General features: G+C 29.0%; 11 protein-coding genes. 8 read left to right on the top strand and 3 right to left on the bottom strand.

Features of this window, described 5'->3' with window-relative positions; genetic code table 11:
* Positions 1–140 precede the first annotated feature (140 nt).
* The 7 genes from ACR0QS_RS00870 to ACR0QS_RS00840 all read left to right on the top strand — a co-directional run bounded on the left by ACR0QS_RS00870 (position 141) and on the right by ACR0QS_RS00840 (position 6,291).
* Positions 141–521: a hypothetical protein gene (locus ACR0QS_RS00870; RefSeq protein WP_432631556.1), complete on the top strand. Its 381-nt coding sequence runs from the start codon at positions 141–143 to the stop codon at positions 519–521.
* Between the two features lie 33 nt (positions 522–554).
* On the top strand, positions 555–1,466 hold the full coding sequence (locus ACR0QS_RS00865) for an ADP-ribosylglycohydrolase family protein (protein WP_432631555.1): 912 nt from the start codon (positions 555–557) through the stop codon (positions 1,464–1,466).
* Between the two features lie 114 nt (positions 1,467–1,580).
* Entirely contained in the window at positions 1,581–2,327 is a 747-nt protein-coding gene (locus ACR0QS_RS00860) for a dynamin family protein (protein ID WP_432631554.1), read from the top strand.
* A 69-nt stretch (positions 2,328–2,396) separates the two neighbouring features.
* Positions 2,397–3,044, top strand: coding sequence for a hypothetical protein (locus ACR0QS_RS00855; protein WP_432631553.1), 648 nt, complete (start codon positions 2,397–2,399; stop codon positions 3,042–3,044).
* Positions 3,023–3,628, top strand: a complete 606-nt coding sequence (locus ACR0QS_RS00850) for a hypothetical protein (protein ID WP_432631552.1) — start codon at positions 3,023–3,025, stop codon at positions 3,626–3,628. Before ACR0QS_RS00855 ends, ACR0QS_RS00850 begins: the two co-directional genes overlap by 22 nt.
* Complete coding sequence (locus ACR0QS_RS00845) at positions 3,622–4,074, top strand: hypothetical protein (RefSeq protein WP_432631551.1); 453 nt, start codon at positions 3,622–3,624, stop codon at positions 4,072–4,074. The genes ACR0QS_RS00850 and ACR0QS_RS00845 overlap by 7 nt, the downstream gene beginning before the upstream one ends.
* Positions 4,075–4,236: 162 nt before the next feature.
* Positions 4,237–6,291 (top strand): helicase HerA domain-containing protein, encoded by a 2,055-nt coding sequence (locus ACR0QS_RS00840; RefSeq protein WP_432631550.1) that lies wholly within the window; start codon positions 4,237–4,239, stop codon positions 6,289–6,291.
* Positions 6,292–6,334: 43 nt separating this feature from the next.
* On the opposite strand, the gene ACR0QS_RS00835 is transcribed toward ACR0QS_RS00840, so the two are convergent.
* Positions 6,335–7,753 carry a DUF4132 domain-containing protein gene (locus ACR0QS_RS00835; protein ID WP_432631549.1) on the bottom strand — a complete coding sequence of 473 codons (1,419 nt, stop codon included), beginning with the start codon at positions 7,751–7,753 and terminating at the stop codon, positions 6,335–6,337.
* A gap of 141 nt (positions 7,754–7,894) precedes the next feature.
* Between ACR0QS_RS00835 and aroF the strand changes: the two genes are divergently transcribed.
* Positions 7,895–8,938 (top strand): 3-deoxy-7-phosphoheptulonate synthase, encoded by a 1,044-nt coding sequence (gene aroF, locus ACR0QS_RS00830; RefSeq protein ID WP_432631548.1) that lies wholly within the window; start codon positions 7,895–7,897, stop codon positions 8,936–8,938.
* A 94-nt stretch (positions 8,939–9,032) separates the two neighbouring features.
* On the opposite strand, the gene ACR0QS_RS00825 is transcribed toward aroF, so the two are convergent.
* Together ACR0QS_RS00825 and ACR0QS_RS00820 are read right to left on the bottom strand one after the other, a co-directional pair.
* Complete coding sequence (locus ACR0QS_RS00825; protein WP_432631547.1) at positions 9,033–10,343, bottom strand: NCS2 family permease; 1,311 nt, start codon at positions 10,341–10,343, stop codon at positions 9,033–9,035.
* 164 nt (positions 10,344–10,507) lie between these two features.
* Positions 10,508–12,079, bottom strand: coding sequence for a vWA domain-containing protein (locus ACR0QS_RS00820; RefSeq protein ID WP_432631546.1), 1,572 nt, complete (start codon positions 12,077–12,079; stop codon positions 10,508–10,510).
* Between the last annotated feature and the right edge of the window lie 67 nt (positions 12,080–12,146).

Raw genomic sequence — 12,146 nt, 5'->3', positions numbered from 1 at the left:
ATTTTATCTAGTTTATTAACCATCCTAAAATCGTTTGGGAATATTTTATACTTTGAAATAAATTTATTTTTTATAAAACTTTCTTTAAATATTTTTATAAATAATTCAATAAAAAAATTTTCTATAAAGGAGATTAAATTATGACGGAAGAACAACGAAAACAATGCGAGGAAATTATTGATTCCCGCGAAATAATTAATATTAATCTTTTTGAAATTATAAGGGTGTATTTATTTTATTACATTTATATGATTATACCTAAAGCAATAGCAACTAACTTGAGTATAGCTATAAATATGACTATATCTCTTGCTAAAGTATTTAATAAAGATATAACCGAAAAAGAAGCAATAAAAACTATAGCAAATTTATATGTATGCCCATCAATTAAAAAATATGACAAATTTTACAGAACCATCTTAACGGTGAGATTATTTATGCCATTAATAAATAATAAAGAATATGATATTAAAAGTATGGGTTGGAGAATAGCCAATTATTTTGATAAAAGAAAAAAATAAAAATAAAAAATTAAATTAAAAGGAGAATTAAAAATGCTTGGAGCAATCACTGGAGATATTATCGGTTCTATATACGAATTCAATAATATTAAAACAAAAAAATTCGATTTATTTACCGATAAAAATAGATTTTCGGACGATACGGTTATGACTTTAGCCGTTGCAGAGGCTTTAATGAACGGAGGCAAAACTGAAGATTATATTCAATCAATGACAAAGTTTGGAAAAGATTATTTGAATAAAATTTCAACGCTTTCGTTCGGATTGTGGATTATAAGAAATAAAAATAAAATAAAAAATCATAAACCATATTACAATAGTAGAACCGCTACTGTAATATGGCTCGTTCCTCATGGATGGATTGCTAAATTAAGCGAACCTTTTGAAGACGGATTAAAATTAACAGAAGATTTGGCGAAAGTATCCGCAGAAATTACGAATAATCATCCCGAAGTAATAAAAGGAGCGCAAGCTATTGCCTCGTCAATATTCTTTATGAGGTATGGAAAATCCAAAAACGCTATAGACGAATATAAAAATAAACTTAAAGATTATATTCAAAATAGATACGAATACAATTTAAATTTTAGTTTAGATGAAATTCATCCTGATTATATTGGACTTGGTTGTGAAGAAAGTGTTCCAGCTGCAATAATTTCGTTTTTAGAAAGTGAAAATTTTGAAGACGCTATAAGAAATGCAATATCTTTAAAAGATAACGATGCATTGACAAAATTGAAAGGAGGCATTGATGAAGAATTACCAAGTATTGTTTTAGATAGTTGCGATTTTAAGAATAATACAAGCTCGATTACGGGAAGTATTGCCGAAGCCGCCTACGTAATTCCAGAAGATATAAAAGAAAAAGCAATGAGCTATTTAGACGACAGATTAAAAGGCGTATATGAAAATTGGACAAATTTTATAAAAAGTTTAGGAAATTAATTTAAATATAGCAAATGAAATTTAAATTATTTTTAATAAATATAAGACTATTAATTTATATTAAGTTAATATATAATAAACATTATTTTTTAATTTTAATACAAGGAGAAAATTATGATTTCTAAAGATTATAATTGGTATAGAGAACAAGTTTTAAATCTATATAAAGACTATGTTAATACTTTCAAAAGTTTTGGAGAGGAAGTTAATGAAAGTATTAGAAAAGACGCTGGTAAAATCGAAAATAAAATATTTAATCTCATGGTTTTAGGAGAAGCGAAAAGCGGAAAATCTACTTTTATTAACGCCTACTTGGGAAAAGAAATTTTGCCAATGGATGTTAGGCAATGCACAAGCGCCATTATAAAGATTCATTATGGAGATGAATTTAAACTATTGGCAAAAACTGCGGATGGAGATGAAATTATTAGAGATAATGATAATGAAATTATTGAATTTTTAAAAATTCATGCGTCTATAGACGACAAATATAGAAATATACCCGTTCCCACAATTAATAACGAACTATTAATTAAGTATGGAAGGAAAGGCAAAGAAATTTCGGATGAAGAAATTAAACAGTTTACAAATGCGGTGGTAAATGACAATATATATGGTATAAGTATTAACGAATATAATGATGCGATTAGAAATTATATTAAAGAAAAAGCGGGGGCATGGGGAAAAATCATAACAGAAATAGATATTACATATAAACTCTCTAAAAAAATGAAAGATATTACAATTATTGATAGTCCTGGAATTGGAGCGGGAGGTAATTTTGGAGAAATATCGGAAAAATATATTGAAAACGCAGATGCTATAATTTTTATTAAATATTCAAAAGGACAAGCGGTTTAAAGTAAGCAATTTATGTCGCTTATACGAAGTAATCCTAATGTTCGTAAAAAACAAAAGGAAGTTTTATTTTTGGTATTTACAGGAAAGTCTTCTGATTTATCAGCAAGTGATTTTAATAAGTTAAAAAAAGATGCTATAAAATTTTATAAGAATGATATTGAAGAAGAAAAAATACTTTTTGTAGACAGCAAAATTCAGCTATTTTTAAATAAATGCCTTGAACTAAAAACATCGGAAAAAATAGACGCATTTTTTGAAAATTTAGAAAAAGAAGGTAATAATTTTGAATCTGCAGAAAACAGTTGGTTTATTAAGTCCAAAAGAGATATCGATAAATTTAGTATAAAAATGGAAGAAAAATCAGATTTTAGAAGCGTTAATATAGCCATAGAAAAATTTGCCCAAAAAGTAAATTATTTAAGTTTAAAAGGGTTACTTGAAAATATTAAAAATGAGTATGAGAACTATAAAAATAGAATTGTTGGACCTTTAAATACAGCAAAAGAAAATGTTAAAGACCCAGAAAAATTAGAATATGAGATTAGTAAAAAGTTAGAAGAAGTAAATAAATTTTATGCTTCTATGGAAGAAAAGATTAATAAAATTAAAACAGAATATATGAGTTCAGAAGGCATTATTTCTAAAGAATCTGACTCAAAAGTAGTAGAATATAAAAAAAACTTGAAGAGTATAAATTGTTACCAGAAAGTCAAATAACGGATGAAACATTTAATTTGTTGAAAAAAGATACAATGGACGCTATAGACGAAGTTAAAGATTTTCGCGAGAGTATTGCAAAACGGGTTATAGGAGATTGTAATAAAGAATTGCAAAAATATGCAAAGGAAATGCATGAAATATTGATAGGAGTATATACACCTAATTTTACTGAAACAGATTTTGAATCAATAAAGTTAGAGGAAAAATCAAACGAAGAAGTTTATGGAACTGAAGAAATTGAAAAAGGAATCACATTTACAAAAATAGAGAAGGTTCCATTTTATCATAAAAATAAACATGTAAAATTAGTTTCCGAAAGTATTTATAAAAGGTTTGATGGTATTATTTCTGATATTTCTAGAGATATAATAACTTATACAACTAATTGCATTTCTATGTATAGAGATAAATTGACAGAACATAAAGATAAACTTAAATCCGAATATGATAAACTGCTTGAAGATAAGGATAATAATGATAAAAGAATTGCCCAAATTAAAAGTTGGGAAGAAAATCTTTCCATAGTGGAAGAAAAAAATAAAAAAATCGAAGAATTAAAAGGAGAATTAAAATCATGCTAGATATTAAAGATAAACAAAAAATAGAAAAACATATTGATAAACTTATTAGCAACATTTATGCCGATATAGAAAAATATATTGGTAGCAAAATACCCAAAAAACAGATTATTGATGAAGTTATCAGAATTACGGTTAATAAATTCATTCCAAAAAGCAAAATGATTCTTTCAGATGTGTATGACATGCTAATGGAAAAAACTTTGCAAGAAGATATATTTGAAAATGTAGGAAATAAAGCAGCTTTTTATGAAATGAATATAGAAAAAGAATTAAACGAAAAATTTAATTTTGAAATTCCGTCAAAAATAGACTATGAAGAAAGCGAAAGAAAAATAAACGAATGGATTACCGCAGGAATAATTACGGTTGTTGGAGGAGTTATTAGCATCTCTCTTAAAAAAGCGTATCCAATTATAGGAGCGATTGTGATAACGGGAATTATGTAATCCTTCAAAAAAATAAAAAAACTGCAGATAATGAGAATTTAACCATTCTTATTAAAGAATATTTGGAAAGTGTTAAACAGTCTCTTTTAAGCTGGGTTGATTCGATTGCAGAATATTACGATAAGAGGGTAAATGAGTTAAAAGAAAAATTGGGAGATAATAATGAGCGATAAAAAAGATATTATAGAGTTTAAAGATGATACGAAAACTCTTGGCAATTTAACTGTAGATTTTATTCAAGGATTTTACCCATCTTATAGTATAAATAACGACATTGTTTCATTGCTAGAGGAAGATTCGTTGGGTTTGCTTAATTCTTTTACTTTCTATAGAATTTGCGAATGTAAAATTTATGATGTAGAAGATAGATTTGAATATTTTTTAGAAAAACTAAAAAAATTATTTACCGCCGCATATTCAATCAATAGAAATGTATGCTACGGAATAGTAAGCAAAGATGGAAATGTTTCGCTCGTTCTCGGAGTCGATTATAAAAATGGCGAAGATGAAACTATCCTATCCGTTATTAAAGGCTTGCTTTCGGGAATTAAAATTGAAAAAATTGAAAAATATGATAAAAAATTTATTAATGAAAAATATAAAAACGGATATGCTGGTTGCATTAGCGGAGTTCCAGCGATAAAAATTAACGGAGAATATCAGAAAAAAGATTTATCGCCTCTAATACGAAGTTTAAATGGACAGAATTATACAATAATGATTTTATGCAAACCTCTCGATAAAATAAATATTCAAGAAAAAATTGATAAAGCGATTGATATTCAAGATAAATGTTTTGCTATATCAAAAAGAAGTATTTCATACCAAAAAGGAATTTCCGAAGGAAAAACTGAAACTATTACGGACGGTATAAGTTATAGTAAAACTCAAGGTTCAAATTTATTTATGAGGATAGTTGACTTCTTCAGAGGAAGTCAAAATAAAACCGAAGGAAAATCAGAAAGCGTAAGCGATGCAATTTCAAAAACTATAACGGAAAACGAATCGATTTCTGGAGATATTCAAAACGGTTTTGCAATCGAGCTTATGAAGATGACCGAATCTATGGTTGAAAGATTAAAAATTGGAAGAAATATAGGAATGTGGGAAACTGTGGTTAGCTATTCGTCCGATAGTAAATTGGCTATGGATATTATTCAAGGAAGTCTTTATAGCGAAATTGCTTCCGAAGTTCCTGAAATTCTGCCTCCAGTTGTTTTTTCTTATGAAGGTGCTACTGAGCAGGCAATAATTCCAAAAGGCTTTTTTGAAAATAAAAAAGATAATGAAAATAACCCAAAGCTATGCAGTTTAGTAACTTCGGAGGAAATTTGCGGTATATGTTCTATACCTATAGACAATACATTTGGTTTTGAGATTAACGAATCTAAAGGCTACGCTCTTAATTTTGTCAAACAAGAAAACGATAAAACTTTAGGATATGTATGCGAATACGAAAGCCCTTTAGAGAATGTTCCGTTTGGATTAAGCGAAGATGATTTAAATAAACATACTTTTGTTTGCGGAATCACTGGAAGCGGTAAAACAAATACTGTAAAGAAAATACTTGAAAGCGTAGATAAACCTTTTTTAGTAATTGAACCCGTAAAAAAAGAATATAGGAATATTAAAAAAAAGATAGAAGTATATACTTTAGGACGCCCAGAGATAAATTGCATAAAAATGAATCCGTTTTATGTGCCTATTGGTATTAGCCTTCAGCAGCATATCGATTCGTTAAAAGATTTATTTAGCGCTTCGTTTTCTTTTTACGGACCTATGCCGTATATCGTTGAAAAATGTCTTTATAGAATATATGAAAAGAAAGGCTGGAATCTTACTTTTGGTTTACATTCTTATTATCTTGAAGAAAATAAAAATAATTTATCGGAAGAATTATTTAATAAAAGTAAATTGGAAGAATTCTATAAAAGGACTTCCCATAAATATTTATTTCCAAATATGCAAGATTTAAAAGACGATGTAGATTATTATATTAAGAAAGAAATGACTTATGAAGGAGAGGTTAAAGGCAATATACAAGGAGCGATTAAATCTAGAATAGATAGTCTTTGCGTAGGAGCTAAAGGCTACATGTTTAACACAAACGATATGTTTGAATTCAATACCGTATTTAATCAAAATTCCGTATTTGAGCTTGAAGGTTTGGCGGACGATTCGGATAAGGCATTTGCATTAGGTTTATTGATTATTTAATTAGCGTCTTTATTCGGCAATAATTTAAAAATAATAATTTCAATTATTTCAAATAATTAGAAATCATCAAATAAGCGCCGTATTCAAATCTTTCGTCCGCATTTCTGAAATTTATTTTTATCTCAATCTCTTCGCTATTATCAATTCCGTAATAAATGCTCGGAGTTAAAATTTCTATATAGGCTTCGTTATAGGTGTCGAATAAATAATAACCGTATATTATTCCGCTGTCTCCGTTTTCCGTTTCCATATTTAATTTTGAGGCAAGCCATTTTATCGTTCCGACTGTAACAACGGATGGAATTTTTTTTATAATTTCTTCTTTGGTTTCTGTGGCAAGCTGATTGAAAGGCTGGACTATCTCATAATCGTCAAGCTGTTTTTTCCATTTTTCTATAATTTCTTTTTTCGTTTCTATCGGGCTTATCAATCCGATTAAAATTTTTTCTTTCGTTTCTTCTATTTTTATCTCTTCGTCATCTTCGTTATTAAAAGTTCCGTCTTCCATATATCTGAAAGTTTTTAATAATTTATTTTTTTTATCGTAGATTCCCCAGATAAGTTTTATGGCAAAGCATTTCATTAAAGGATTTTCAAAAAATAATTCTCTCCAATCTTTTAGCGTCCATTTTCTTCCGTCCATAAATGCAAATTGCAGTCTTTCCATTTGCATTTTAATTACTCGGTTAATTTCGCTTTTTAATTTTGAAAGTTCTTTTTTTACCGATATTGGAAAATCTTTTGGAAAAGTTTTGAATTCTTTATTTTTATCTTCGTCAAATATTGAAAAACTAAAATCTTCTTTTAAAATTATTTTAAATCTCTTTTTTACTTTACTCTCTTCGCTTTCGACAATTCTTATTCCGTTTGAATCAAAATCAAAATCTGGAATTATTTTATCGGCAAAAACTTCGAGAGGCATTCCCGCTTCTTTTGTAATCAAATTTAAAATCGCTTTGCATGTAAATCTAACCGTATTTTGTTTGAATTTTTTTGAAGCTTCGTAAACCAAATTTAAAGCGTTTTTCGTTCCGTTTAAAGCTATAGCCTCGAGCATAAAAGCCGCATATTTGAATCTCGAGCCTGCAATATCTTTCGCTTCTTTATATAAATTATTAATCTGTTCGTTCGATGCGAATATGCAATATGGATAAAGTATATTTTTTGTTTTATTATTTTTTCCGCTTGCGATATAAATTTTTTCAAGCGCTTCTCTGAAAGAGCCTTCGTCCAAAGAATATCCTATATTGTCGACATTATCCAATTTGGCGATTTCTTTTAAATTTAAATATTCACCGATAATAAATCTTATAACTTTAGGCGAAACTTTGGCGCTTTTATCTTTCAAAAAAACTTCCGAAATATCTTCGTCTTTTATAAACGCCGTGATTTTGTCGTATTTTTTATTATAATTTTTTTCAATTATATTATTGATTTCTTTGATACTTAAATATTTTTCCAATAATAAAATCCTTCAAAAATTTTATTCGTAAATTATATAGAAATATTATTTATTTTCAAATTAATTTTTATCAATTAACATATTGACTTTAATAACGAAATTATTTAAATTATATAAATCAAAAACTAAAGGAGTTAAACTATGATAGTGGTAATGAAACCAAACACGAAAGAAGAGCATATAAATAATATTATAGAGCGAATCGAAAACGCGGGTTTGAGAATCGATAAAAGCGTTGGAGTCGATTATACCGTAATAGGAGTAGTCGGAGATACGGGAAAAATTGATAGAGAATTAATATCGTCTCTTCCTGGCGTTTCTAAAATTTTAAAAGTTCAAGAGCCATTCAAAAGAGCAAATAGAGCTTTCAAAAAAGAAGACACGATAGTTAATGTTTCGGGCGTGAAAATCGGAGAGAAAAAACCAGTTATTATCGCGGGACCTTGTTCCGTTGAGAGCGAAGAGCAGGTTATAAATATTGCAAAAAGCGTTAAATCTGCGGGCGCTTCAATATTGCGCGGCGGAGCGTTTAAGCCAAGAACTTCACCTTACGCGTTTCAAGGTTTGGCTTTGGACGGACTTAAAATTTTGAAATTAGTTAAAGAAGAAGTTGGAATTCCAATCGTGAGCGAAATCGTTTCAATTAAACATTTGGAAGAATTCGATAACACAGTCGATATGATTCAAATTGGCGCAAGAAATATGCAGAATTTTGAATTATTAAAAGAAGTTGGAAAATTGAAAAAACCGATTTTATTAAAAAGAGGACTTGCAAATACAATGGAAGAATGGCTAATGAGCGCAGAATATATTTTGGATAAAGGCAATAGCGATGTCGTTTTATGCGAGCGTGGGATAAGGACATTTGAGAATTATACAAGAAATACATTTGATGTGAGCGCAATTCCAATGATAAAAAGAATGAGCCATTTGCCCGTGATAGGCGACCCTTCGCATGCGAGCGGAAAATCGTGGATGGCAATGCCTTTGACTTTGGCGGCATTATCTGCGGGAGCTGATGGAATGATAATAGAAGTTCATAACGACCCCGAACATGCTTTATGCGATGGAGCGCAGTCAATCAAACCAGAAGTATTTAGCGAGATAATGGAAGCGGTAAATATGATTAGCGAAACTGTGGATAAGATAAAAGCAAAACATGGCGGAAGAGTTCATACTAAATAAAAATTAATATAATAAAAAATATTTAAAATAAAAAGCGGAGAAATTTTAATTCCCCGCTTTAATTTTTTATTGCTTTAATTATATCAATTATATTTTACTTAATCATTGTTTGTATTAACGGCATAAGTATTTTTAATAATAATAATGCCGACAATATCCAAGTGAAAACTGAAATTTCTTTAACTTTTCCAGAGATTAATTTTAAGAGTGTAAAAGATAAAACGCCAAAAGTTATTCCTTCGGCTATACTGTAAGCAAAAGGCATAAATATTATACATATAAAAGCTGGAATCGATTCGGTATAATCTTCAAAATTAATTTCAAGTATAGGAGTCATCATAAATAATCCGACTATAATCAAAGCAGGCGCGGTTGCCGCTGAAGGAATCGACAAAAATATATGCGATAAAAATAAAGAGATAAAAAGAAGTATAGAAACGACTAAAGAAGTTAATCCCGTTTTTCCGCCTTCTGCAACTCCAGAAGCGCTTTCCACAAAAGTTGTTACAGTTGAAGTTCCCAAACATGCTCCGACTACTGTTCCTATAGAATCGGCAAATAAAGCCTGTTTGCATCTTGGGACTTCTCCGTCTTTTGTGAGCATATTCGCTTTAGTGCAAACTCCGACTAAAGTTCCAACCGTATCGAAAAGGTCGACAAATAAAAATGTAAATATTACTATAATCATATTTGGATTAAATATATTAGTAAAGTCAAATTTAAAAGCTATCGGTTCTATCGAAGGAGGAATAAAACTTCCATGCGGAGATAATTTCGTTATTCCCATTGGAATTCCTATTATAGAAGTTATAAGAATTCCAATCAAAATAGCGCCTTTAACATTATAGCTTAATAAAACCGATATAATAACGATTCCTATAATCGCAAGCAGTCCGCTTCCAGAAGTTATATTTCCAAGACTTATTAAAGTGGCATCGTTATTGACTATTATTTGAGCGTTTTGAAGTCCAATGAAAGCGATAAAAAGCCCAATACCAACCGATATTGCTCTTTTCATATTAAGCGGAATACTATTTACTATCGCCTCTCTTATATTAAAAGCGGTAAGAAGTATAAATATAATTCCTTCAAAAAAAACCGCCGTTAAAGCCGTTTGCCAGCTATGTCCCATTCCGATAACTACAGTATAAGCGAAGAAAGCGTTTAATCCCATTCCAGGCGCCAATGCGAAAGGAAGATTAGCGAGCAAAGCCATTATTAAAGTGGCAATTAAAGACGATATAACCGTTGCGGTAAATAACGCTCCTTTGTCCATGCCTGTCGCTCCAAGTATGCTCGGATTTACGGCTAATATATAGGCTATAGTCATAAAAGTCGTAAAACCCGCTATAATCTCCGTTTTAATGTTTGTTCCGTTTTCTTTTAATTTGAAAAACTTTTCCATAATGAAATCCTCTTAAATAATTTTTTTCATATTTCCTATGAAAGAGGTTATTATATAAGTTTTAAATATTTTTTTCAAGGTGTTTTTAATTAAAATAAATAATTGTTATTAATAATTTTTTTATAAAAGAAGAATAATTTTGACTTTCAAATAAAAATTTAAATTTAGAAATTCATGAAATATAAATAATCGTCCGTATCTTCGTCTCTAATCTCTTTTGCGGAAATTATTTCTATATTTACATTTTTTCTTTTAGCCGTTTTTGTATTGAGTTCCATATTCGCTCTTCCTATAACTTTTGGCTTGGCATCCGTTATTACAATAATTACTCTGTTATCGTTTTGAAATTCAAATTTTTCCAAAGCCTGCTGAATCGCTTCATACATTGGCTCATCTCTATCTCCGCCTCCGTCCGCATAAAAATATTTTGACTCTCTCACTATTTCGTTTATATTATTATTGAAGTCTATTTTTTTTGTCAAATATTTATCTTTAACATCTCTATAAAGCAAAAATCCTATTCTCGAATTTTCATTTTTTGAAATTATATTTTCGGCAATTATATTTATCTCACTTTTTATCGCTCTTAAATACGGACGCATACTTTCGGTAGTGTCTATAACCATAATCAAATCTAGCGGGCTTTCGTTATATTTTTTAATTATTTTATGAATATTGTCTTTTAAATCGTTATCGTCTTTTACCGAACTATTAATTATATCTACGGATTTTACGGGAGGACTTAATATTTCGTCATAATATTTTTTTTTTTCGTTTTCTCTTTCAATATTATAGCTTAAATTTCTTCCGACTATCATCTCGTTTGTATTTAATTCTATAAAAGGTTTTTCTTCGATTGTATTATTAATATTATTTTCAATATTATTATTTATATTATTATTCGCTGGGTTTTCTCTGACATTTTTATTAGTCGCTTCTATAATATAATCTATCGGATAAGTAAAACTTTCTCTATTATTATTAAACACATTGAAAGACAAATATCTGTCGTCTGGCATCTCGCTAAAATAGGCTTTTATATATAGTTTTTTTCCTATCTCTCTATTATAAGTATCTTCCAAAATTATCGCGCTTCCTTCAACATTCATCGTATTTCCGTAAGACGCTCTTATTAATTTGTAAGCTTCGTTAGTTTTTCCGTCCCGCACATAAAAAGCGTATCTTCCGTTATTTCCGCCCGAATAATACAAATAGAATGCGTATAAATTTCCTTCTTTTTCCACATTTCTTAAAGTTATTGTCGGGTTTGTCGTATCGTTATTTATTCTGAATTGAATTTCATTTTCGGCAATTATATTTCCGTTTATATCGTAGGATTCGAATATTAAATTTATATTATTTCTTAATAAAAGCTGATTATTAAAATTATTCAAATACAAAGTTTCGGGAATATAAGTTTCAAATACATAGCCCAAATTATCATGCATTGAAGTATTATTGATATTTATTATCGAATTCGTATTTCTATTAACATACAAATAAGAATAAGAACCGTTTTCAAGTCTATATTTTAATTTCAATTCCGCCGTGTCGTTTTTCTTTTGTATATATATATGATAGCCTCTTTCAAGTTTATTTACTTCAATATTATTTTGATTAATATCGTTAATATTTAATCCTCTTCTTTCCGTTTGAGAATATAAATTATTTAAAGCGCCAAACGATACTGACGATAAAATAATAAACAAATATTTTAATTTTATTAATCTTTTCATTGCTATACCTCGTTAAATTATTATCGGTTAAGCATGCCATAAATATGCATTATTATGTTAATAGTAT

It is taken from the genome of Brachyspira sp. (assembly GCF_050873525.1).
In the GTDB taxonomy this organism is placed as follows: domain Bacteria; phylum Spirochaetota; class Brachyspiria; order Brachyspirales; family Brachyspiraceae; genus Brachyspira.
This window is presented reverse-complemented; position numbering and strand designations above follow the sequence as displayed.

Bases quoted from the DNA above. Each gene is read 5' to 3' on its own strand.
- ACR0QS_RS00870 (WP_432631556.1), top strand. From the start codon at position 141: ATGACGGAAGAACAACGAAAACAATGCGAGGAAATTATTGATTCCCGC.
- ACR0QS_RS00865 (WP_432631555.1), top strand. From the start codon at position 555: ATGCTTGGAGCAATCACTGGAGATATTATCGGTTCTATATACGAATTC.
- ACR0QS_RS00860 (WP_432631554.1), top strand. From the start codon at position 1,581: ATGATTTCTAAAGATTATAATTGGTATAGAGAACAAGTTTTAAATCTA.
- ACR0QS_RS00845 (WP_432631551.1), top strand. From the start codon at position 3,622: ATGCTAGATATTAAAGATAAACAAAAAATAGAAAAACATATTGATAAA.
- ACR0QS_RS00840 (WP_432631550.1), top strand. From the start codon at position 4,237: ATGAGCGATAAAAAAGATATTATAGAGTTTAAAGATGATACGAAAACT.
- aroF (WP_432631548.1), top strand. From the start codon at position 7,895: ATGATAGTGGTAATGAAACCAAACACGAAAGAAGAGCATATAAATAAT.
- ACR0QS_RS00825 (WP_432631547.1), bottom strand. From the start codon at position 10,343: ATGGAAAAGTTTTTCAAATTAAAAGAAAACGGAACAAACATTAAAACG.
- ACR0QS_RS00820 (WP_432631546.1), bottom strand. From the start codon at position 12,079: ATGAAAAGATTAATAAAATTAAAATATTTGTTTATTATTTTATCGTCA.